Source organism: Streptomyces sp. NPDC102258 (assembly GCF_055584685.1).
In genome coordinates this window covers 50,975-72,459 of sequence record NZ_JBVJLO010000028.1, presented here as the reverse complement: position 1 = coordinate 72,459, position 21,485 = coordinate 50,975, and the positions used below count along the sequence as shown (strand labels likewise).

General features: G+C 67.9%; 18 protein-coding genes and 1 pseudogene. 11 read left to right on the top strand and 8 right to left on the bottom strand.

The window, feature by feature from the left end; translation table 11 throughout:
• Positions 1-150: 150 nt before the first annotated feature.
• From ACZ6ZT_RS32315 to ACZ6ZT_RS32305, 3 genes are read left to right on the top strand one after another with little or no spacing between them, the layout of a single operon-like run.
• Positions 151-1,521 (top strand): ferredoxin reductase family protein, encoded by a 1,371-nt coding sequence (locus tag ACZ6ZT_RS32315; RefSeq protein ID WP_469723822.1) that lies wholly within the window; start codon positions 151-153, stop codon positions 1,519-1,521.
• An 11-nt stretch (positions 1,522-1,532) separates the two neighbouring features.
• The gene (locus ACZ6ZT_RS32310; RefSeq protein WP_469723821.1) at positions 1,533-1,964 is read left to right on the top strand and encodes an FMN-binding protein; all 432 of its coding nucleotides are present in this window, start codon (positions 1,533-1,535) and stop codon (positions 1,962-1,964) included.
• Complete coding sequence (locus tag ACZ6ZT_RS32305; RefSeq protein ID WP_469723820.1) at positions 1,957-2,724, top strand: FAD:protein FMN transferase; 768 nt, start codon at positions 1,957-1,959, stop codon at positions 2,722-2,724. The genes ACZ6ZT_RS32310 and ACZ6ZT_RS32305 overlap by 8 nt, the downstream gene beginning before the upstream one ends.
• A gap of 196 nt (positions 2,725-2,920) precedes the next feature.
• Here the strand turns inward: ACZ6ZT_RS32305 and ACZ6ZT_RS32300 are convergent, their stop codons facing one another.
• The 3 genes from ACZ6ZT_RS32300 to ACZ6ZT_RS32290 form a co-directional block, all read right to left on the bottom strand.
• Complete coding sequence (locus ACZ6ZT_RS32300) at positions 2,921-3,682, bottom strand: S1 RNA-binding domain-containing protein (RefSeq protein ID WP_469723818.1); 762 nt, start codon at positions 3,680-3,682, stop codon at positions 2,921-2,923.
• A gap of 1,279 nt (positions 3,683-4,961) precedes the next feature.
• Positions 4,962-5,897 carry a pentapeptide repeat-containing protein gene (locus ACZ6ZT_RS32295; RefSeq protein ID WP_469723817.1) on the bottom strand — a complete coding sequence of 312 codons (936 nt, stop codon included), beginning with the start codon at positions 5,895-5,897 and terminating at the stop codon, positions 4,962-4,964.
• Positions 5,898-7,398: 1,501 nt separating this feature from the next.
• The gene (locus ACZ6ZT_RS32290; protein WP_469723827.1) at positions 7,399-7,833 is read right to left on the bottom strand and encodes a S41 family peptidase; all 435 of its coding nucleotides are present in this window, start codon (positions 7,831-7,833) and stop codon (positions 7,399-7,401) included.
• 66 nt (positions 7,834-7,899) lie between these two features.
• On the opposite strand from ACZ6ZT_RS32290, the pseudogene ACZ6ZT_RS32285 reads away from it, so the two are divergent.
• Positions 7,900-8,037, top strand: a pseudogene (locus tag ACZ6ZT_RS32285) (carbohydrate ABC transporter permease); the annotation flags it as partial.
• A 120-nt stretch (positions 8,038-8,157) separates the two neighbouring features.
• Here ACZ6ZT_RS32285 and ACZ6ZT_RS32280 read toward each other — a convergent pair.
• Complete coding sequence (locus ACZ6ZT_RS32280) at positions 8,158-8,373, bottom strand: hypothetical protein (RefSeq protein ID WP_469723830.1); 216 nt, start codon at positions 8,371-8,373, stop codon at positions 8,158-8,160.
• A 1,367-nt stretch (positions 8,374-9,740) separates the two neighbouring features.
• On the opposite strand from ACZ6ZT_RS32280, the gene ACZ6ZT_RS32275 reads away from it, so the two are divergent.
• Both ACZ6ZT_RS32275 and ACZ6ZT_RS32270 read left to right on the top strand, forming a co-directional pair.
• Positions 9,741-10,958 (top strand): M4 family metallopeptidase, encoded by a 1,218-nt coding sequence (locus tag ACZ6ZT_RS32275; protein ID WP_469723816.1) that lies wholly within the window; start codon positions 9,741-9,743, stop codon positions 10,956-10,958.
• Positions 10,959-11,036: 78 nt separating this feature from the next.
• Positions 11,037-11,339 (top strand): protealysin inhibitor emfourin, encoded by a 303-nt coding sequence (locus ACZ6ZT_RS32270; protein ID WP_469723814.1) that lies wholly within the window; start codon positions 11,037-11,039, stop codon positions 11,337-11,339.
• A gap of 206 nt (positions 11,340-11,545) precedes the next feature.
• Here ACZ6ZT_RS32270 and ACZ6ZT_RS32265 read toward each other — a convergent pair whose 3' ends face one another.
• From ACZ6ZT_RS32265 to ACZ6ZT_RS32255, 3 genes are all read right to left on the bottom strand, one after another.
• Positions 11,546-12,112 carry an RICIN domain-containing protein gene (locus tag ACZ6ZT_RS32265; protein WP_469723813.1) on the bottom strand — a complete coding sequence of 189 codons (567 nt, stop codon included), beginning with the start codon at positions 12,110-12,112 and terminating at the stop codon, positions 11,546-11,548.
• A gap of 145 nt (positions 12,113-12,257) precedes the next feature.
• The gene (locus tag ACZ6ZT_RS32260) at positions 12,258-12,458 is read right to left on the bottom strand and encodes a hypothetical protein (RefSeq protein ID WP_469723811.1); all 201 of its coding nucleotides are present in this window, start codon (positions 12,456-12,458) and stop codon (positions 12,258-12,260) included.
• A 187-nt stretch (positions 12,459-12,645) separates the two neighbouring features.
• Positions 12,646-13,143: a DUF4232 domain-containing protein gene (locus tag ACZ6ZT_RS32255; RefSeq protein ID WP_469723810.1), complete on the bottom strand. Its 498-nt coding sequence runs from the start codon at positions 13,141-13,143 to the stop codon at positions 12,646-12,648.
• A gap of 943 nt (positions 13,144-14,086) precedes the next feature.
• Here ACZ6ZT_RS32255 and ACZ6ZT_RS32250 point away from each other — a divergent pair.
• The 5 genes from ACZ6ZT_RS32250 (at position 14,087) to ACZ6ZT_RS32230 (ending at position 20,798) form a co-directional block, all read left to right on the top strand.
• Positions 14,087-15,835, top strand: coding sequence for a hypothetical protein (locus tag ACZ6ZT_RS32250; protein ID WP_469723809.1), 1,749 nt, complete (start codon positions 14,087-14,089; stop codon positions 15,833-15,835).
• A gap of 18 nt (positions 15,836-15,853) precedes the next feature.
• The gene (locus ACZ6ZT_RS32245; RefSeq protein WP_469723825.1) at positions 15,854-17,257 is read left to right on the top strand and encodes a Dyp-type peroxidase; all 1,404 of its coding nucleotides are present in this window, start codon (positions 15,854-15,856) and stop codon (positions 17,255-17,257) included.
• Complete coding sequence (locus ACZ6ZT_RS32240; protein WP_469723807.1) at positions 17,254-18,420, top strand: catalase family protein; 1,167 nt, start codon at positions 17,254-17,256, stop codon at positions 18,418-18,420. Before ACZ6ZT_RS32245 ends, ACZ6ZT_RS32240 begins: the two co-directional genes overlap by 4 nt.
• Before the next feature lie 95 nt (positions 18,421-18,515).
• A complete protein-coding gene (locus ACZ6ZT_RS32235; RefSeq protein ID WP_469723805.1) occupies positions 18,516-18,896 on the top strand; it encodes a hypothetical protein in 381 nt (126 codons plus the stop codon).
• Positions 18,897-18,935: 39 nt separating this feature from the next.
• Positions 18,936-20,798: a peroxidase family protein gene (locus tag ACZ6ZT_RS32230; protein ID WP_469723804.1), complete on the top strand. Its 1,863-nt coding sequence runs from the start codon at positions 18,936-18,938 to the stop codon at positions 20,796-20,798.
• A 212-nt stretch (positions 20,799-21,010) separates the two neighbouring features.
• Here the strand turns inward: ACZ6ZT_RS32230 and ACZ6ZT_RS32225 are convergent, their stop codons facing one another.
• The gene (locus ACZ6ZT_RS32225) at positions 21,011-21,352 is read right to left on the bottom strand and encodes a transglycosylase family protein (protein WP_469723802.1); all 342 of its coding nucleotides are present in this window, start codon (positions 21,350-21,352) and stop codon (positions 21,011-21,013) included.
• Positions 21,353-21,485 lie beyond the last annotated feature (133 nt).

Genomic DNA, 21,485 nt, shown 5'->3' with positions numbered 1-21,485 from the left:
CCACTCCGCTACTCAAACAGCTGCCAAACGCCCCCGACGGGACAAAACGCTCTTTGAGAGCGGCCGACCCCGCTGTTTCAGAAGGTACACAAAGGTTGGGCTGTGAGGCTGGCTCCCCATCGCCGGAACGTGCCCATCCGGAGGAGCGCCATGACCACCACGTTCACCACCACGACGTATGCGAGCCGCGGGCTGCGCCACCGGCGCCCGCGCCGCAGCTTCGTCCCGTTCCTGGTGCCGCTGGTGATCTGGGCCGGCGCCGCCGGGGTGCTGGGCCTGTGGTGGAGCGACACGAACTCGGTGGCCGGCCCGGCGGCCTGGCTCACCGGTGCGGGACGCATCACCGGTCTCCTGGCCGGATACGCCTGCGCGGTCCTGCTGGCGCTCATGGCCCGGGTGCCGCTCCTGGACCACACCATCGGCACCGATCGGCTCGCCCGCTGGCACGCCTGGGGCGGACGCTGCACCGTGTCCCTCGCCCTCGCGCACACCCTGCTGATCATCTGGGGCTACTCGCTGACCTCCCACACGAACCTGACCAGCCAGACCTCCACGCTCGTCCTTCACTACCCCGACCTGCTCAAGGGCACGGCCGGCTTCCTGCTGTTCGTGGCCACGGGGATCATGTCCGCCCGCGCCGCCCGCCGCAGGATGAGCTACGAGACGTGGCACTACCTGCACTTCGCGACCTACCTGGCGGTCTTCCTGACCTTCGGCCACCAGCTCTCCAACGGAGCCGACTTCGTCGGCAACCGCCCCGCACAGGCCGCCTGGTACACGCTGTTCCTCGGGGTCGGGGCCCTGGTCGCCTGGTACCGCTTCGCCGTCCCCGTCCGGCGAGGACTGCGCCACCGCCTGCGCGTGGCCGCGGTCCACCCCGAAGCACCGGGCGTTGTCTCCGTCCACCTCACCGGCCGGCACCTCGACGACCTCGGCGGCGAGCCGGGCCAATACCTGCGCTGGCGTTTCCTCACCCGCGGAATGTGGTGGACCGCGAACCCCTACTCGCTGTCGGCCCCCGCCCACCCGGACCACCTGCGGATCACCGTCAAGACCGCCGGAGGGCACAGCGCCGCCCTCGCCCGCCTGAAGCCCGGCACCCGGGTATGGGCCGAGGGACCGTACGGTGCCTTCACCGCGAACCGCCGAACCGTCCCCAGGGTCCTGCTCCTGGCCGGCGGGGTCGGCATCACCCCGCTGCGCGTGCTGTTCGAGACGCTCCCCGGCCAGGTGACCCTCGTCTACCGGGCCCGCCGCACCGTCGACCTCGCCCTGCGCGGCGAACTCGACGCGATAGCCGCCCGCCGACGGGGCACCGTGCACTACATCGTCGACGAACACGAACCGGCCGGGCACTCCTCGCCCCTCACCGCCCGGGCCCTGAGCGCCCTGGTCCCCGACCTGGCCACGTACGACGTCTTCCTCTGCGGCCCGCCCGGCATGACCGAGACCGCGATCGGCGCCCTGCGCGAAGCCGGGATTCCGGCCCGGCGCATCCACCACGAGTCCTTCGCGTTCTGAGGAGAACCGCCATGCGTCGAGCCGTCCTCACCACCACCGGGATCAGCGCCCTGATCGTCACCCTGCTCGCCCTCAAACCGCACCAGCCACCCACCCCGGCCGCGGCGGCTCCCCACCCCACGGCCCCGCACACACCCGCAGGCACCTCACCGGGCACATCCACCGGGACGGGCACGTTCACCGGAGATCCCGTCGACACCCAGTACGGCACCGTGCAGGTCGCCGCCACCCTCGACCAGGGCAAGATCACCTCGATCAGGGTCCTCCAGGCCCCCCACCGCAGAGGCCGGGACCAGGAGATCGCCGCCTACGCCCTGCCCCGCCTCACCCAGGAGGCCATCGGAGCCCAGAGCGCGCACATCGACACCGTCTCCGGCGCCAGCTACACCAGCCAGGGCTACATCCAGTCCCTCCAGAGCGCCCTGGACCAGGCCCATGCCTGACACCACGACCGGGCTACGCCACGTCGAGCACGTCATGGGCACCGTCTTCTCCTTCGACATCCGTGACCGGCCGACCCCCGCCATCCGCCACGCCCTCGCCGACGCGGTGCACCACCTCCACCAGGTCGATTCCGTGTTCTCCACCTACCGGCCCGACAGCCACATCAGCCGCCTCGACCGCGGCGAGATCCGACTGGAGGACTGCCCGCCCGAAGTCCACGACGTCCTGTCCCTGTGCGCACAGGCCGCCCACACCAGCGACGGCTGGTTCAGCGTCATCCCCGCGGGAGCCCTCGACCCCTCGGGGCTGGTCAAAGGCTGGGCCACCGAATCCGCGTCCCAGCTCCTCTACGACGCGGGCGCACACCACACGTGCGTCAACGGCGGCGGCGACCTCCAGATCCGCGGCCAGGCGGCCCCGGGCACCGCGTGGCACATCGGCATCGCCCACCCGCTCCACCCCGGCGAACTGGCCACCGTCATCACCGCCCGCCACGACCTGGCCGTCGCCACGTCGGGCACCGTCGAACGCGGCATGCACATCTACGACCCGCACAGCGGCAACCCCACCGACGCCTTCGCTTCCCTCACCCTCATCGGCCCCCGCCTGACCCTGACCGACGCCTACGCCACCGCCGCGTTCGCCCGAGGTGACGGGGCACAGGACTGGCTGGAATCCCTGGACGGCTACGAGGCCCTCGCGATCCTGCCCGACGGACGGCAATGGCGAACTCCAGGTTTCAGCCGCTACGGATCATGAGGTGCTGACACAGCACCATCCCCCGGATGTCGGAGCTGCAGGCCGAGTACGGGAGGGCATTCTGCGGGAACGGGAGATGTGGACGACGTAAGAGCCCGGGACGGCATACGCGGGCGCGGTCGAGGCCCTCCTCAACGACGGCACCGTGCCCAAGCCGGTGCACCAGTCGCGAGCTGTATGGCTTCTTGATACCAGTTCAGTAGTTTTTGCCCGCTTCACCAGCGGCACCCAGTCGCACACGGTGACGCTGGAGGTCAACCTCATCGACCCTCACCGTGATCAGCTCGCCGGCATCGACAGTCTGATCCGGGGTCTCGACGGGTTCGTCAGTCAGCTCAGAAAGATGAAGAAATCCCACCACACCGGGAGCAAGATGCACGAATACCCCGAAGGGAACGACCTTGGTGATGGGCCTGGTGAGGACCCGGCCGACCTGATCCGCGAACTGAGTAAGTGGATCTTCCTGCAGAGCCTTCAAGGAGAGCGTGACCTGACCGGATCGGGTCTCGGCAACGATCACTTCAGCGGTGATCCGCTGGCTGGCTTCGACTACCTCGGAGGGGTGGTCGATCCAGCCCCACGTCAGATCCGGCACCCGGATGAAGCCGGTGCACATACCGTCCGGTTCCCCGTCGATGTGAACGAAGACCCCGAAGTTGTGCACCTCGGAGACAGTCCCGGCGACGACCTGCCCTTCTTCGAGCGAGAGGAGGAAGGACCGCAAGGCCGGAATCTCGCACGCCCTGGCGGAGAGGTAAAGCTGGCCTTCGCGCCAACGCCCGATCTCTTCGGCACCGATCTCCTGGCCGACCTCAAACAGCTCAGATGGATGCTCCATCCAACGCATCGACGCCTCATGTCGAGGAATCCGACCGATCTCGGCGCCCTCCCCTTCGGCACCCACAAGCTGCACCAGGACGTCTGCGCCGTCGAACCCCGTGACCTTCACCCTTCTCACGGAGGTGAGCCTAGTCGGCGCCCACAGCACTGGTGCCAACCTTCGTAACCAGGTTCAACCAAGCGCGTCACGGCTCAAGGCGGCGGCCAGGCCGTCTCTTTCGGATCTTGTCGGTTAAGCCCGCGTCTCCCCCAGCTACCGCTGGGAGGTGCCCCCAGGTGCCGTGCATCGCAAGGCGGAGAGGCTCCCGATTACTGGACGTCCTCGGGTGCCTCGACAACGCGGCGAGGTGCGGTGCCGGGCGGCGCGGGTCAGGCAAGATCCGGAAGAGACGGCCTAGACTAGCCCTCCGTGTGTCGCGGAGGCCTCCAGCGAGCCTCGCGCCCGCCTGTCGGCACGCCGCGCCAGGACGGAGGGCCCGGGGCCCCCGGCGCCCCGGGCGCGAGGAGAGCGCTAGGCCGTTTCTTACCGATCATCCGATCGTCGGTTGCCCTTCACCTCGCGGCCATCCACATCTGGGCCGCGAGGTGATTGCTAAGAAACGGCCTAACGCCGCGCCCGCGTCCTCGTCGAGGGCCCCGGTGATGCTGACCGAGACCGTGCCGTGGCGCCGGACGCGTGGATGCGCAGGGCGAGGTGGTCGCGGTGGAGGACGTAGAGCACGTCGAGGATGTGTCCGGTGGCGCCGACGAGGCACGAAGGCTCAGTGGTGGTGGCGTGGGCATCGGCGCTGGTGGGCTCGGTGGTAGGCCCATGTGTGGCCGATTGCCCCCTCGGGTGTGGTGGAGGGTGCATCGGGGGCAGGCGGGAGTCGGCTGGTGGACCAGTTCGAGGTGGTGCCAGTGGGCCTGGGGTGGCCGGACACCGGAGGGCAGGGCCCGTGGTGCTTGCCTGGGGCGAGGGGGCACGCCGGCGTTGTGGGTGAACGCCGTGCGGCGGTGGAGCGCGGTGGCGGATGACGGCGTTCGATGCGTTGGCGGCGGGGGAGTGGGAGATCGACCCCGGCGCGGTGGCACGAGACGGACTGCTGCTGTGGAAGCCGTCGACGTCATGGTTCAGCGCGAATGCCTGCTACGTCCGCGACTCCGCCTGCGACGGCGGCCACCGGGTCTGGTATTCCCTGCCATCCACCTGCCGACCTGCCTCGACGTGGACGTCGTGCGGCGCTCGTTCTGCTGCTTGGAAGGCAGGAGTCCGCTGGGATGGCATATTCCTATCGTCTGTGGCTGGACCACCCAATCAGCAAGCCTTCCTGGTAACGGCATCAGCGCACCGCTCCTCGCAGCACCAGGCGCGTTAAATGGCCCGCCCTGCTGCCTTTCCTTTACCGCCGCAGCCCTCATTTACTGAGGTGCACCTGTGTGCTCTCGTCCACCTTTGCGCCTTCCAGGTGGGCCTGATTCAAGTTGGCGCCACGCAAATCGGCACCGCGTAGATCAGCAGTGCCGAAGTCAACGCCTCGCAGATCAGCGTCACGTAGGTTGGCGCCGGCCAGGTTGGTGCGGGTGAGGGTGGCTCCGACCAGTTTGACCCGGGTCAGGGTCTGGTGGCTGAGGTCGGCATCGGTCAGGTTTGCCTTCGAGAGATCGGCGTCACTGAGGTTGGTCTCCTCCTGAATGACTGCTCCGGTCAGGTCGGCGGACCGAAGATGGGCGTGACTGAGGTTCGAGTTATTGAACTGAGCATTCACCAAAATCGCTTCGGTCAGGAATGCTTCACTCAAGTCACAAAGGGCCAGCCCCGCCCGTTTCAACACTGCGGAATGAAGCACCCCTTGGTGGAAGTCGGCATTTTTGAGAAGCGCCTGACTCAGGTCTGAGCGGGTCAGGTCTACGGAGCGGAAATTGAGTTTGGTCAATTTGTTGTCTTTGAAGAGCGGTACGGAGTCGCTATTGAGGCGTGCCAGGCCGATTTCGGTCAGTTTGGGAACGAACCGTTGCGGATTGATTGGGCGGTTGGCCAGGACGGTGAGCGCTGCGTAGACGTCGTCGGCCGGGGGCATTGGCTGAGCGGGATTCCTGGTAGGCCGTCGAGCTTTGTCGCGGATGTAGCCGGACAGCACTGTGGTCACAGTTTGATCGTCCCGTCGTGAGTCCTGCATGATGCGCCCGAGGGCGTAGATCCCGCCGATCCGGACGTGCAACGAGGCTGACCCCAGGTCAAGGACTGCAGTATTGAACCGAGTGGTGATCTGTCCTTCCTGAGAGACGCGTAGCTCCTTGCTGGCCTGTTCGACCTGCATCCACGTGAACGAGGTCGCGGCCAGTGCCGCCAATCCCGGCAAGGTCGAGGCGACTAACACCCACCTCTGGGGCCGGCGCCCACCCGCTTCCTGGGCCGGGGCAGCCCCATGACCCTCAGGTGCTGACTTTTCCGCCGCCCGCCGTCGCCGTGAGATAACACGCAACCGCTCGAGATCAAACTTTCTCCGCATAGACCTATGGCATATCACGTGGCTCATTCGCGGGGACACGCCACGCTGTCACAACCGGAGTAACCTCACTGGGCTCGGGCGCGCTCCGCCGGGCTGCGGTTCCAGGCGCTCCTCATACCTGCCGTGTCAGCTCAGGCGCAGCATTCGGCCGCCAGGGCGCCGCTGTACCCCGGTGACGCGATCACGTACCCCGGCATCACAAGAGAGCTGCCGTGCTCCCCGTAAAATGAAGTCTTGCCCAGCCCTGCGTACGCCGGCCCGGCAAGTGTTTCCGGTCACCGTCCTGCCCTAGTAGGGCTTGGACAGGTATCCGGTGTCCTGTTGGGGCTACGTGCGCTGTTGGGTGTGACACCCGGGAGTGGATCAGGTCCAAAGGGATCTGGTGGAGTTCACGCCGGAGATGCTCGAGGCGGCCACCCGCACCGTGGCCGGTGCACGAGGAGATCGATCCGACTGGTCGTGGACCACGCGGGGTTCCTCAAGGACGGTGCGCCGCCTCCGCGTGAGTGTCGCGGGAGTACATCGGCAAGCGGGCAAGGTCACCGACTGCCAGGTGGGTGCGTCGGTGCACCTGGCCCGCGACCACGCCTCCGGGCCGGTCAACTGCTTCCTATTCCTGTCAAGTCCTGGGACCAGAACTTGGATCCGGTGGACCCGGTGAAGGTCGCCCGCCGGGAATGCTGCGGCATCCCGGCCGACCTGGGCCACCTGGAGAAGTGGCAGCGCGCGCGAGACATGATCGACGGAACCAGGTCCCGGGGCGTGGACGTCCCACTGAGCTGGCGGACGCCGGCTACGGCGACAGCACCGCGCTCCGGCTCGGGCTGAACCGGCGCGGCACTGGACTACGTGATCGGGATCTCCACCACGCCCACCGCCACCCGGCCTCGCCCCCCGGTCACGGTAAAGGGCACGGGGGCCACAGGTGCCCCTGTACCCCGCCCCGGCACGCCCGGTCAAAGCCCCCGGCATCGAGGCCGACCGGAGCGCGGCCAGGATGCGGTTTGGGGCTGTTCTCGCGGGCGGTGGTGGAAACTGCCGAGCCGGATGAGGTCCCCGCGGCCCTGTGGGACGGTCGGGGCCCAGCAGGGTGGCGGGTGGACTGACGGAGGTCCTTGGGGAGCGTTGCGGCGGCCCAGTACACCCGCTCCATCGACGGTGCTCGCAGTGAGTCGGCGCCTCCCAGGGTCCGCCCCTGCAGCGGCACCCTGACGCCAGTCAGTGGCATGGCTCCTGCCGGAGCAGCCAGTCTTTCGCCGCCGCCGGGGATTTGTCCGGGTGGGTCCCGAGGAGCGCCCGGCCGGCGTCGATCACCTCGTCGGGAGGAATCGGCGCGTCGTACCTACGCCCCGTACGTTCGGGGTCCTTGACCTCTGTGAGGACCAGCATGGCTCCGTTGGCAGGCGGTCAGGGCGTTGCCCGTCGGGATGCCTCGGGTGCGCTGGCCGAAGAAACGCGTATCCGGCCGTCCCCAGAAGGCGACCACCACCGGCTCGCCCGAACTGGCCGTCTCCCCGCTTGCCAGTACGGCGACCGGAGCACCGGCGTTGGTCACCGGCGAGCTGTCTCCCCAGCTGAAGGGCTTGCCGTCCTCGCGGGGGCTGTCGTTCTCCACCGTCCATGGGGACTTTCTGCCGTCGGCGTCCACGAACATGCCCACCGTTCCGCTGCCGAGGATCGGGGCCACGACGGTGACCGTGGGCCACATGTTCCCGCCGCCGTTGTCAGGCAGACCCACCACCCAGCCGCAGGCCGCGGTCCTGTCGGCCCTTACCACGGCCTCTCGGCCCTGCCGCACGTACTGCGCATACGCCGCGTGGGAAGCAAGAACACCGCGGTCGCTTTCCAGTTCCAGATGCGGCAGTTCGGAAGCAACATCGGCGTCCTCGCACCGGGTGCGTTCCTGTCCCTGGTGGTCCCGTTGATCGTCTTCGCCTTCCAGCGGCACCTCCTGCAAGGCGTGATGGCCAGCTCGGTGAAAAATGACGTCCGGCGGAGGCGGGCGCCCCGGGCGGGTCAGGACGGTCCAGCGACGGCGCGGTGCTCCCGCCTGGCGAGGCGACCAGGCTGCGACGCCAACAGGCAGGGCACCGGCCGCGGTTCACTTGTCGGTGAAGATGATCTCTGTGGCCGGGTGGGTCATCCTCACGGTGTTGTCGGCGGTGACCTCGACGATGTGGTGCAGACCGCTGAAGAGCTTGTTGGTATCGGGCAGGAGACGGAACTCGTCCGCCCCGCCGTCCAGGTACGCCCGGAAGCGGTCCAGCGACGGATGGCCCGGCGTGAAATCCAAGTAGTCCTTCAGCCGATGGAACATGCGGGACACGCCCTGCAGGCATCGGATCATGCGTACGGCCTGCCCGGCGGATGAGACCACGCGCGCCGATGGCCAGTGTCCAGGCCCCGAGTGGAAAGGCTGCGACGCGTTCCATGCCTCCCATGCCCAGGTCGAGGTAGTGGCCGGAGAGGCACAGCCCGAAGGCCGTCATCGCCGTGATGCCCGGCAGGACGGTCACCCAGCGCCATGGGCCGTAAATGGTGGCCGCCAGGCCGAATCCGGCGAGAGCAAGACCGATGTTGCCGGTTCCCATGATGAGCAGGGCCCCTATGACGTGCTGGATCACGTCAACATCCGCAGGGGCCAGCCCGGCCGACACGAACCCCGCGCCGGCGTCGGCCAGCGGACACTTCACGAGGGCCGCACCCGGTCCTCTACGCCACAGAGCGCCCCAGGGCAGGGCGGCGCCAACGACGCGAAGTGTTCTCAGGCTGACGAACGAAGCGTTCATCAATCCGTGCTCGGGGGAGCAGACATATCGCGGCTCGGGTTCTGACTGCACCGCTCAGTGAGCGTTTCCCCGGCCGCAAGCACTCCGACAAACCCCCTGGCGCAGGGTGGGGCAGACCCCACCGCGATACGCCACCGGAGCTAGGGGAACGTCGTCCAGGGGAACGTCATCCCGATTGGGCAGCACCCCCGACGGCCGCCGGCACCCGTAGCCGGGTGGCTGCGCATTGGTGGGCTCGTCGCGGCCGCTCGGGCCCGCAGTCGCGGGGGTTGGCCTTCCGGGCTCGTTGTCTGCTGACACGATGAGCACGACCGAACGAGGAGGCTCCTGCGTTCGGGTGCCGCAAAGGGCCGGTCCGACAATGACACCGCCCTAACCGCGTGTCCGGTGTTCACCGGCCTGCCGGTGATCGGCGTCCCTACCTCCTGCGGTCGTGCCCCATGGGTGACTCCGCCCCTGGTTGAAGGATGACCTTTTGAAAGCGCAACTGGCTGGACCCGGGAAGGGGAAGGGCGTTGTACGTCCCGTGCGTGACAAGCAGACGGTGTGAGGCGCCCGTCCGAGCGAAGCGGAAGCGGCCTCGTCTTCCCGCCGGCGCGACGAGTCGGCGTTCCCGAGGCTGCCATGCGTCAGCCGGGATACGGCCAGTTGCGTTTGCCAGCAGCTACGGGCGGCCGGAGACTGGTGGTATGAGGATGGCCCCGCCTCTGGAAACCGGGAGTGTCGGCGCCAACGCTTCTCCCGCCCTTGCCACGCCCAGTGGGCTTCTGCCGTTCGTCCACGATCCCCCCAGCGGGGGGCCGTGGCAACGCTGCGTCCTGCCGCATCGAACGTCGCGAACCCTCCGCGCATCGACGCGTGCTTGCCCGTGCTCCTCACCTCCAGGAGGTGTCCTATGAACAGGACCTCCCGACTCAATTGCATCATCCCCCCGCACCTTCTCAAGAGGCTTCTAGAGAGCGAAGACAGCGAGGTGCGCCAAGCCGCTTTGGACACCTTGCTGACCACCGCTCGCCTGCGGGGCGAACGAGCGGTCCGGGCGTCCTTCGCCGGCCCGACGGCAACCGCAACCGGTAACGGTCGGCGCACCGTCTTCGACTGCGACCAGGGGAGCTTCCTCGCATCCGCTGACTTGGCGAGATCGGAGGACGGTCCGGCGTCCGCGGACGAGTCCGCAAACCGAGCATTCGACGGACTCGGCCTGACACGCGATTTCTACAAGGAGGTGTTCCAGCGTGACTCGATCGACGACCACGGGATGCGCCTGGACGGCTACGTTCACTTCAGTGTGAAGTTCAACAACGCGTTCTGGGACGGACGACAGATGGTCTTCGGCGACGGAGACGGAAAGATGTTGGGCGACCTCACACGATCCCTCGACGTGATCGCGCACGAGTTGACGCATGGAGTCACCGAACACACCGCCGGACTGGCGTACCACAATCAGTCCGGTGCCCTGAACGAGTCGATATCGGATGTTTTCGGGTCGCTCGTAAAGCAGTGGTCGCTGAAACAGACGGCCGAGGAGGCGGACTGGCTGATCGGGGCTGACGTGTGGACCCCGGGGATCGATGCCGACGCCCTGCGATCAATGAAGGCCCCGGGGCATGCCTACGACAACGCCCTGTTCGGAAAGGACCCTCAGCCTGACCGTATGAGCAAATTCATTCACCTGCCCGACAGCGAGGAAGGGGATTCCGGCGGGGTGCATTTCAACTCGGGCATCCCGAACAAGGCGTTCCACCTGGCCGCCGTGGGCATCGGCGGATTCGCATGGGAGGGTGCCGGTCCCATCTGGTATGAATCACTCAAAGCGTCCAGCGCCGAGACCCAGTTCCAGGACTTCGCGGACACTACCTTCCAGAAGGCCGGGGAACTCTTCGGCGTGGGCAGCGTCGAGCAGTCGGCTGTACTGGCGGCGTGGCAAGGGGTGGAGATCCCCATCAGAGGCGTCCCGACCGGGGTCGCCCGGGCGCGGAGCCTCGCGGCCGGCGGGAACGGGGGCGTGAGCCGGCAGGACGGCCTCGCAGCCCTGACCAGACAGGTCGGGGAACTGAGCGCCGAGATATCCAGGCTGGCCAAGGAAATGGCCGCGTTGAAGGGGACCGGTTGACACCAGCCATTGCCGCCGCCCGAACCCTAGGCCCACCGCAATCACGAACCCTGGGCCCACCGCAATGAGGTGCAGGCAATGAAGTTGACTCTGGCGACACACGGCGGGCTGGCGGCGGCGGTCAACCTCCGCCTCCCGCCCAAGGTGCTGGATGCGAACACCCTGCCAGAGAACGCTGCCCAGGAGTTGGCCCGGCTGGTGGCGGCAGCCGTCGCGACGCCCAAGGCGGACCAGCCCAGTAGGGCGAGGGATGCGATGAGCTACACGATAACGGTGGAGGACGGCGGCCGTTCGACGGTCCTCAAGCAGTCGGACGCCGCCATGACCCCCGCGTTCGCCGCCCTGCTCACTCGGCTGCAGGAAGGCCTGGAGCAGCAGTGACGCGTGCTGGGCCAGGTTGTCGGCCACCCACGCACCTCGGTCGCGCTCGTTCTGGTCCGCCTATAGTCACTTTCTTGCCGTCGATCCACCACCTGCCGGTGCCTGGAACGAGTACGGGTAGTTCCGCTCGCTGGCACGCCTCACGATGCGCCCCATCCCACCGGACTCACATAGCGGGAGCGGAAGGCGCACCGAGTCACGGGCCTTCACTCCCAGGGGACGAACCGCCACTTCTGCGGGTTCCCGTTGCAGTCCTGCTGCGCCACGGGTACGCCATTGCGACGGCTTCCGTCCGTCACTCCGAGACAATGCTCACTCGTGATCAGAAAAAGGTCGCCGCTGCCCTGGAGCATCCAGTCCGTGCTTGCCTGCGGGTCCGAGCAGTCCGCCTGCACGACGTCCGTGTCCAGCTCGAACCGGTCCCCGGCCAGGGCGAGGCACTTGTCGCTGTGTTGGGCCCTGAGCTTTACGAAGAGCACGTGGTCGCTGCGGTTCCCGATCGGTCGGTCCTCGAGCTTGCCGAACGGCTGGTCCGCCACGTCGGTGACCCGCCAGCGCTGGTCTGTGATCCCGAGGCACTTCCACTGGACGATGTCCGCGCCGTTGCGTTGAGAGGACCCCGCGACGCTGAGGCACATGCCGACCGGGGAGCGGATTTCGTAGTACTGCACGGCGGCGTGGGCCGGTCCCGCCCCCAGGGCCAGGGGCTGGGCGACGAGCGTCGCGAGGACCGCGGCCGCGCGTCCCAGGGGACGCCGGAGTGTACCGGTCATACCTTCTCCCCTCAGCCGACTGCACTACCCGAGCAGTCGAATCAAATGCACACCTGCCGCTCAGCGGACACCTACCGTGTGCTGCCAAGCCGGGGACCATCCGCAACCGGAACGGGCCGTTGTGGGAAGCGCGTGCGGCCGGCGTTCAGCTCGTGACGGGTTCGCCGTCGTACTTGCCGCCTACGCAGGTCCACAGTCCGGTGCCGGAGTCGTACACCACCTTTCCCCCGCCCGCTACGCACGCCGGGCCGGCGGCAGTTGGTACGGCGGCCTGCGCAACGGGAACGGTGGCCGCGAGAGTAGCCAGTACGAGGGCGCTGATGAATCCGAGAATTCGTGTACGCATGGGAACTCCCTCAAGGACGAGCGGCATCAATACATCAACTCCAGACTCACCCTTCGCCACGTCGATCGCACCCCGGCGCGGGATGCTCTTGGGCGCGCTCCGGGGGCGCCTCCTGCGGACAAGCGGCAGGTTTGAGCCGTGGATTAGACGCTGTCGGTCAGCAGTGACGCCCTGACCTGGTCAGCGGTCATTCCGGAGCTTGCACCGAGCTGACCTCAAAGGCCCCGCACAGCCGCAGGTGGTATGGGATTTGCACGGCCTGGAAGCTGTTCGGCGGGTAGACGTTGACATAGGTCGACATCGGCCGACAGTTGGGCACCACGGCCTGGCTGTTGGTGCGGAAGACGGCGGTCACGGTATCGCCCGGGGAGACGGTCACCGTGTTTACCGGCTCGCCGGTGCGGATCGCCGAGGTGCCGATCTGATGATGCCGGACGTCCACGACGCTGACGCCGGGGTATCCGCGCAGCGTACACCTGTGGGTTGAGGTGTTGGTGAACAGGATTGGGTAGTGGAGAGACCCGGCGGCGCCATCCGGCTCACCGACGGTAAGGCTCAGGTCGGCCACGTGGCAGGTGGGGGTATTTGCCATGGCCGATGCTTGGGTGGCGCAGACCGAGGCGCCAGTGGTTGCCAGAACGGCTGCGGCAGCGATGGTCGTTGCCCGGATCACTACGTTGCGCATGACGCCAGCTCCTCTATCGGCGAGGGTGACTGCCCGTTTCCGGCACGACGAGTGGGTGTGTCCAGCACTCACGCGGACGACCGGTCGAACGGTACTCCTGCGGCTGGACCCTGTGGGCCTGAGGACGCCATCCTATCGCTCCGGGGTGCCCGCGGGTTATCGACGGTGGTCACGTCGGAGGGGCGCGCGGACACGACCCGCCACCTCTCACCGATGCCGCTACAGGGTTGATTGCCCGGCTTCGGCCAACGCTCACCCATGCCGCTGTCATGGGGAGATAACCCGCGCGTTCCGTCTCCGCCTGCCCGTCACTCCACGCAAGGTCCGTTCCTGACGCCCGTCGGTCCGTGCAATCGGGCCGGCTCGCTTTGTCCTCGTACCTATGGTGGGAGCAGAGGACGCAGGGCCCCGGGTCCCGAACTGCGGATCGCTGCCCCACAAAACGACCCGACGGCGGACTTGGGCGCTCCAGGGCGGCCTGACCGGTGAGATGTACCCCGCCGATGAAGGCGGACGTCGACCGCAGGCCCGGCCGATCAGCCCTGGACGGTGGGGCGACACTGGCCCAGCGGCCGGATGGACACACGGGTCAGCATGTGGCGGCTCCGTCGACGACGCGCGTACCCCACCACCCCGCTGACGGCCGCCGCCAGGGCCGCGGCCCCGGCCGTGGACTGCCAGGACGCTTCGGCCAACGGTCTCCCGGACGCGGCCACAGGCTGAGTCGGTTGGTCTTCGACCAAACCGCCTTATCCGCCTCCGGGGGACCGGGCGAACGAGGCTTCGTCGAGTCATGACCGTGACGGCGGCGGGTGGGCTCCGATCGGGACGATCGGAGCCGCGATCGGCTGTCTCCGTGACCTTGCGGCGCCTCCCGCCGCCGCCGAAATGCCGGGATGCGCGAGCTGAAATACGCTGGTGGTGTGGCCCACGGAGGTGTGTGATGAGCCATGACACGGGGGCGGATGTCGAACAGCTGATGACCCTCTCCCGCCCCGCTCTCGACGATCTGTTCCGTATGAGCCGTGCCGGGGAGATACCCGTCGGCGATGCGCGCGGCACGGTTCTTGTGGGGCGCGGGGCGGTGGTGTCGAAGGTGGCGGCGCGGTTGGCACGGCTCGTTGCGTGGAAAGGCAAGGTCTTCGACGCCGAACGGGGTGAACTGCGCAACAGGGTCACGCCGCTCGGAGTGCGCGCGATACGGGCGAAGGTCTACCGGGGCGCGAGCCGGCTCGATGAGGGGGAGTGCACCGTACTGGACTATTCCCGGACGTCGCTCCTCGCGCACTGGATCCGCGACGAGATCCGGGAGATCAAGCCCGGCGTCTATCTCGGCATCGTCTACTGGGGGCGGCGTAAGGTCCTCAACTTCGCCCTCGCTTACCCCTGTTCGTCGGCATCGGCTTCGGCCCGCCGCGCGTCGCAGCAGATCGCGGTCACCGTCGGAGCCACGGTACCTCCGGAGCGGGTGACTGAGGTGGAAGAGGTGTTGGCCGAGGCCAATCGTCGGGGGACCGGGGGCGAGTTCATCCCGTTCGCCGAGCTGGCGGGCGTCCACTTCGCGCGGCTGGTCCTCGTTCCCGAGGGGAAAGACCACGCCGGCCAGACGATGCCGGCGAGGATCGTCTACATGGGCGAGGTGGACGCGCCGATGGACGCGCACCTCGCCGACCTCGTCGGCAAGGCCGGCAGCGGACTGGGAAAGGTGTTCGGGCACTGCCAGGGCTATCCGCCGGCCGGAGAGCCGGATGCCACGCGGGTCGCTTGGCTATGGGCACATGCCGTGCCCAGCTCGGCCTTCTATGTCAACACCGTCGGCCGGGGTCTGCGCCGGATGCAGCAGGAGGACCGGCTGCGCGAGGCGATCCAGGAGTTCCTCGACCAGCGCAGCCCCGAGCCGGGCACCGCGGATCCGGCGGAGGTACGGGCCGCCATCCAGCGGTACGTCACCGGTCGCCCGGACCTGGCGTGGGCGCGCTCGGGTCCCGAGCCGCCCACGCTGCGGTGGAGGATGCGGGAGGCGGTGCACCTCGTGGGGGTTCCGCTGGCCGCGATCGCACTGCTGCCCGTCGTCCTGATCGGCCTGCCGGTCTGGGTCGTGGTGCTGCGCTGGCGCGAGTGGCACGATGTGCCCAGCCGGGAGCGGCCCTCCCCTGACCACGTGGCCAGGTTGGCGGCCTGCGAGGACTTCGCCACGCAGAACCCGTTCACGGCGGTGGGCCTGGTCAAGTGCGGCCGGTTCCGGCGGGCCACGCTGACCGGGGTGCTGTTCGCCGTCGACTACGGCGTGCGCCACTTCTTCAACCGGGGCAGCCTCGCCGGAGTCAAGACCATCCACTTCGCCCGCTGGCTGTTCATCGACGACAAACGGCGAGTGATCTTCGCGAGCAACTACGACGGCAGCCTGGAAAGCTACATGGACGACTTCATCGACAAGGTCGCCTGGGGCCTCAACGCCGTCTTCAGCAACGGCCACGGCTATCCGCGCACGAGGTGGCTCGTGCTGGATGGTGCCGAGGATGAACTCGCCTTCAAGCACTACCTGCGCTGCCGCCAGTTGCCGACGCAGGTGTGGTATTCCGCGTACGACGCGCTGACCACCCGCAACCTCGACACCAACGCCCGCATCCGCGCGGGTCTCTTCGGAGAACTCCGCCCGGCCGAAATCCGGGCCTGGCTCGCCTTGTTCTAGAGAAGGGGTGTGACGGTGATGGCAGCAGCTGCGCGCCTGGAACTGGACGACATCCAGGGCCTTGTCGCACGCGGCTATAGCGCCCTGACGGCGGCCTGCTTCCTGCTGTTCACAGTGAACGACCCGGTTGCCGCACGCTCAGCGCTGGGACGACTGGCCCTGCTGGCGACGAACGGCAGTGCGGAGCCACCGGAGTCGGCCCTGAACCTGGCCTTCACCTCGGACGGCCTGCGCCGCCTCGGAGTGGATGTGAACGAACTTGCGGGGTTTTCGCAGGAGTTCGTATCGGGCATGACCGACCCCAACCGCTCCCGCCTGCTGGGTGACGTGGGGGAGGACGCGCCGAGCCGCTGGCGCTGGGGTGGCCCGCAATCCCCGCCTGTGGACGTCCTCGCACTGTTGTACGCGCGGGACGAAGGGTGCCTGGACCGGCTGGAGTCGCATGTGCGCCAAGACGCCCTCGCCGAAGGCGGGCTCACCGAGGTCGTCCGTCTGGGCACGTCCCTGCTGACCGATCGCGAGCCGTTCGGCTTCCACGACGGCATCTCCCAGCCGCTGGTCGAGGGACTGTCCAAGGCCGCTGCCGGCGACGGCGCGGTCAAGGCCGGGGAGTTCGTCCTCGGCTACGCCAACGAATACGGACTGCTCACCGACCGGCCGCTGCTGCCTGCCGCATGTGACACCTTCGGCTTGCTGCCCCGCGCGCCGGACGGCGGCGCCGCCGATTTCGGACGCAACGGAAGCTATCTGGTGTTCCGGCAGCTCCGTCAGGATGTCGCGGGCTTCCACCGGTACCTCGAAGAGGCGACGCGACACCCCGACGGCGCCGCCGATCCCGAAGCCCACGAAGCACTTGCGGCACGCATGATGGGCCGCTGGCCCAGCGGCGCGCCACTGGTACATGCGCCGCTGCGGGACGACCCGAGCCTCGGCTCGGACAACGACTTCGGTTACTTCGCCACCGATCCGGATGGCCTGATCTGCCCCCTCGGCGCCCACGTCCGCCGCGCCAACCCGCGCGATTCGCTGGACCCCCAGCCCGGATCGGCCCAGTCGGTCGCGATCGGCCGACGCCACCGGATCCTGCGCCGCGGCCGTGCGTACGGCGATGACAACGGTGACGGGGACAGAGGTTTGCACTTCCTGTGTCTGGGAGCGAACATCTCCCGCCAGTTCGAGTTCATCCAGCACACCTGGCTGAACAACGCCCACTTCAATGGGCTGTATGACGGCCCGGACCCGGTCGTCGCGGGCCGCCAGAACCACGATGTGACCTTCACCGTCCAGGCGAGGCCCGTTCGCACCCGCTACCGCGACCTGCCACAGTTCGTCTCAGTCCAGGGCGGCGCCTACTTCTTCCTGCCCGGACTCCAGGCGCTGCGCTACCTGTGCGAGGACGCGCGATCGGGCGGACATCGGTGAACGCGCGACAACGGCTCAACAATGCCGTCCTGGCCTGCGTTCGGCTTGAGCGGCGCATCGACCCCTACATCCGCCCGACAGTGGACCGGATCCTCCGCGGACCGGCTCAGACCCTGGTGCAGTGGTGCGTCAACGTTCGCCGCCCCGACGAGCACCTGGGCATCGCCGAGGAGAGGGCACTGCCCGACGAAGCGGCGACCACCGAGGCGATCGCACACCAGATGGCCCGGTTCATCATGCGCGAGTACGCCCCGGGTACCGCCCAGCGAGCCGGAAACACCAAGACCTACGGCGTCGTCCACGGGGAGTTCACCGTGCCGGGCGGGCTCCCCGAGCGGTTGCGCCACGGAGTGTTCAGCCGCCCGGCGACTTACCGGGCCTGGGTCCGCTTCGCCGGTCCGGGCCCCCTCGCACCACCCGACATCCAGGACAACGGAGTGCTCAGCATCGCTGTCAAACTGCTGGGCGTCGAAGGCGCGACACTGCTCGACGACGAGCGGGGCACCCAGGACTTCACGGGCATCAGCACGCCGACGTTCACCACGCCGGACATCACCCAGAACCTCAAGCTGCAACAGCACGTCTACGCGGGCACACCCGTCCTGTACTTCATCGGCCCCCGCCATCCACACCTGTGCGACATGGTCATGCAGGGCCTGTACGCCAGAACCCACTCCAGCCCACTGGAGGCGCGCTATTGGAGCTGCGTTCCGTACCTGCTCGGTGAAGGCCAGGCCATGCAGTACGCCATCGCCCCACGCGACGGGGCGCGAAGCCGGGCCCCGTGGCACCCGCACGACGACTACCTGCGCCACGCTCTGGCCGTTACCCTGCGCGAGCGTGATGTCGTCCTCGACTTCCTCGTCCAACTGCAGACGGACCCCCACCGGATGCCGATCGAGAACGCCTCCGTGGTGTGGCCCGAGCGCTTGTCGCCCTTCGTGCCCGTGGCCACACTGCGGCTGCCGCAACAGGAGTTCGCCGACGCGGAGCAGTTCGCCCTCGCCGATCGGCTGACCTTCAACCCTTGGCACGCCCTGCCCGAGCACCGCCCACTCGGTAACCAGAACCGCGCCCGCCGCGCCGTCTACCTGCGCCTATCACACCTCAGGCAAGCGATGAACGGCACCCCGCACACGGATCCCGGCACGACAGCCGCATGACGCGCGGGCGGGCGCGATGTCCACTATTGTCGTATATAGTCCGGTAGTTTCCACGTTGTCTCTTTCCCGTACTGTCCCTTTGGAAGGGTATGGCCATGGACGCGCGCTCCTTCGCGCGATACAGCCTCGCCGGAATCCGGCTGGTGAACGGTGCGGCGGCGCTACTGGCCCCACAGGTGGTGGCCCGTCGGCTGGGGGCGGGCGAGACACAGCCGGCCCTCGCCTACGTCCTGCGCATGTTCGGTGTGCGAACAGTATTCATCGGCGCCGAACTGTTGTTCCTCCAGGACCCGGGCCGGATCGCCCGGGCCATGCGCGTCGGCACGGTCATCCATACCAGCGACGCGCTGTCGGCCGCCGCGGCCGGCCGGTGCGGCACGCTTCGGCCCCGCGTGGCGGCGGCCGCCACAGCGATCTCTACGGTGAACGTCGCCCTCACATTGGTGGCCCAGTGGCCGCGGCGGGGTCCGAACTGACCCCTTCGACCGAGTTGGCTGCCGAAAGGAACGTCCACGATGCGAAAAGGCCCTTTCCATGCCCGTTTCCGCGCGAACCCGTCGGTTCACGCCGACGGCAGTGGCGCCTGCTCGCCGTTCGTGCGCCTGCACGACCATCTGGCGCTCGCCGTCGACCGCAAGGTCGGCTGGCAGGGTCTGCCCACGCCGCTCGGCCTGCTGACCCTCATGGGACTGCGCGACAACCTGCGCCGCAAGAACCTCCACGACACCAGCGGTTACCCCGCGCAGGGGGTGCCCGACATCGAGTCGCCGGCCGCACGGCACCTCACCGAGCGCACCGCCGACGGCTCCTACAACGACCTCGACAACCCGCGCATGGGCATGGCGCGCTCCCGGTTCGGCCGCAACGTCCCGCCGGATGTGACCTTTCCCGAGCCGGAGCCGCAGATCCTCACTCCGAGCCCGCGCCAGGTCAGCCGTACGCTCCTCACCCGGGACGAGTTCATTCCGGCCACGTCCGTCAACGCACTGGTCGCCGCATGGCTGCAGTTCATGATCCGCGACTGGGTCAGCCACGGACAGGGTGCCATCGACGACCCCTGGCGGATTGAACTGGAGGGCGACGACCCCTGGCCGACGCCACCGATGCTCGTGCCCCGTACCCTCCCCGACACCACCCGCGGCGACGGCGGCGACGGCCTGCCCCCGACGCACATCAACGAGAACTCGCACTGGTGGGACGCCTCCCAGCTCTACGGGATCGACCTCGCGACCCAACGGCGACTGCGCTCGGGCGTGCACGGCAAACTCAACGTTTCCCGCGACGGCAGGCTGTTCCCCGATGCCCCGGAGCTGGATCCCGCGAACACCCCCGGCTTCTGGCTGGGCCTGCTGATGATGCAACACGTGTTCATCCTGGAGCACAACGCCATCTGCGACCGGCTGCGCGGGGAGTTCCCCGCCTGGTCGGACGAACAGCTCTTCCAGCGGGCGCGCCTGATCAACGCCGCGCTCATTGCCAAGATCCACACCGTGGAGTGGACTCCCGCCGTCATCAGCCACCCGACGACGGTGGCCGCGCTCCGCGCCAACTGGTACGGCCTGCTGGGCGAACGGGCGCAACGGCTGCTCGGCCGGATCAGTGGTAGCGAGCTGTTCAGCGGCATCGTAGGCGGCAAAACCGATCACTTCGGCGTCCCGTACGCTCTCACCGAGGAGTTCGTGGCGGTCTACCGGATGCACCCCCTGGTGCCCGATGACTGGAGCTTCCGCTCGGCCGTGGACGACTCGTTGCTCCAGGAGACGGATTTCCGGCAACTGACCGGCCGGAGCGCGTACGAGGTGTTCGTCGAACACGGGCTGCCGGACCTGTTCTACTCCTTCGGCACCTCGCACCCCGGCCTGGTGACCCTGCACAACTACCCCAAGTTCCTGCAGGAGTTCCAGCGCCCGGACGGCAAGCTCATGGACCTGGCGGCCGTCGACGTGCTGCGTATTCGCGAGATGGGCGTGCCCAGGTACAACGAGTTCCGGCGCCGGCTCCACCTGGAGCCCGCCGCCGATTTCGCCGCCCTGACGGACAACCCGGTCTGGGCCGAGGAGATGCGCCGGATCTACGACGATGACATCGAACGCGTTGACCTGATGGTGGGCATGTATGCAGAGCCCCGCCCAAAAGGCTTCGCCTTCAGCGACACGGCCTTTCGGATATTCGTCCTGATGGCCTCCCGTCGGCTCAACAGCGACCGATTTCTGACCAGGGACTACACACCACAGGTGTACACGCAGACCGGCCTGGACTGGATCGAGAACAACGGTATGACCAGCGTGATGCTGCGCCATTTTCCGGAACTGCGCGCATCCATGCGGGCCGTGGACAACGCCTTTACCCCGTGGAAGACGCTCCGGTCCCCCGCATGAGACCCCGCCCTTCGGCCCGAGGTCACACGCTCGTGCCCCTGCTGACGGCCCAGCTGATCCTGGGGCTTCGGGCACGGCCCGCCGCAGGGCCGTCGTCCGTACGCCGGCCGACGTCACGACGTCGACGAATTCCGCTGCCTGGTCCGGAGACATGGCGTCAAGCCGACGTGCCCGTGACATCGTGCTCGTGGCCGAGGTTGCCTTGGTGCCTTCTACCGCCGGGCGCAGCTCCAAGCCCCCATGCCCTGCATGGCAGCCAACCTCTTGGCAGTGGTGATCTGCTCCTCCTTCGTGGCCAGGTCGGCCCGGGGGGCGTATTTCCGGCCACCGGCGGCTTTCCAGCTCGATTGGGTGAACTGCAGGCCACCGTAGTGGCCATTGCCAGTGTTGGCATGCCAATTGCCACCTGACTCGCATTGGGCGATCGCATCCCATTTGACACGGGGCTTGAAGGCGCGGATGGCCGCATGGGCGCTGGGATCGGTCAGTGCTGCCTGGTACAGGACTACGGCGCAGAGAAGGGCAAGGATGTAGCTTGCGGTTCGCCGGGTCACTTGGAGATGAGACATCAGTCTTCCTTTGCGGTCTGAACGGCCGGCCCACAGATCCGGTCGGCCTTCCTGCGGCCGTCAGGCCTTGGCGGTAGCACACACGTCCGCCTGCCGATCTCGGCTTGTTTCAGGCACG

What these genes read in the sequence shown, in the direction of transcription:
- ACZ6ZT_RS32310 (WP_469723821.1), top strand. Translation starts at nt 1,533, where the DNA reads ATGCGTCGAGCCGTCCTCACCACCACCGGGATCAGCGCCCTGATCGTC.
- ACZ6ZT_RS32260 (WP_469723811.1), bottom strand. Translation starts at nt 12,458, where the DNA reads ATGCGTACACGAATTCTCGGATTCATCAGCGCCCTCGTACTGGCTACT.
- ACZ6ZT_RS32250 (WP_469723809.1), top strand. Translation starts at nt 14,087, where the DNA reads ATGAGCCATGACACGGGGGCGGATGTCGAACAGCTGATGACCCTCTCC.
- ACZ6ZT_RS32315 (WP_469723822.1), top strand. Translation starts at nt 151, where the DNA reads ATGACCACCACGTTCACCACCACGACGTATGCGAGCCGCGGGCTGCGC.
- ACZ6ZT_RS32255 (WP_469723810.1), bottom strand. Translation starts at nt 13,143, where the DNA reads ATGCGCAACGTAGTGATCCGGGCAACGACCATCGCTGCCGCAGCCGTT.
- ACZ6ZT_RS32245 (WP_469723825.1), top strand. Translation starts at nt 15,854, where the DNA reads ATGGCAGCAGCTGCGCGCCTGGAACTGGACGACATCCAGGGCCTTGTC.
- ACZ6ZT_RS32280 (WP_469723830.1), bottom strand. Translation starts at nt 8,373, where the DNA reads ATGTTCCATCGGCTGAAGGACTACTTGGATTTCACGCCGGGCCATCCG.
- ACZ6ZT_RS32235 (WP_469723805.1), top strand. Translation starts at nt 18,516, where the DNA reads ATGGACGCGCGCTCCTTCGCGCGATACAGCCTCGCCGGAATCCGGCTG.
- ACZ6ZT_RS32275 (WP_469723816.1), top strand. Translation starts at nt 9,741, where the DNA reads ATGAACAGGACCTCCCGACTCAATTGCATCATCCCCCCGCACCTTCTC.
- ACZ6ZT_RS32305 (WP_469723820.1), top strand. Translation starts at nt 1,957, where the DNA reads ATGCCTGACACCACGACCGGGCTACGCCACGTCGAGCACGTCATGGGC.
- ACZ6ZT_RS32230 (WP_469723804.1), top strand. Translation starts at nt 18,936, where the DNA reads ATGCGAAAAGGCCCTTTCCATGCCCGTTTCCGCGCGAACCCGTCGGTT.
- ACZ6ZT_RS32270 (WP_469723814.1), top strand. Translation starts at nt 11,037, where the DNA reads ATGAAGTTGACTCTGGCGACACACGGCGGGCTGGCGGCGGCGGTCAAC.
- ACZ6ZT_RS32265 (WP_469723813.1), bottom strand. Translation starts at nt 12,112, where the DNA reads ATGACCGGTACACTCCGGCGTCCCCTGGGACGCGCGGCCGCGGTCCTC.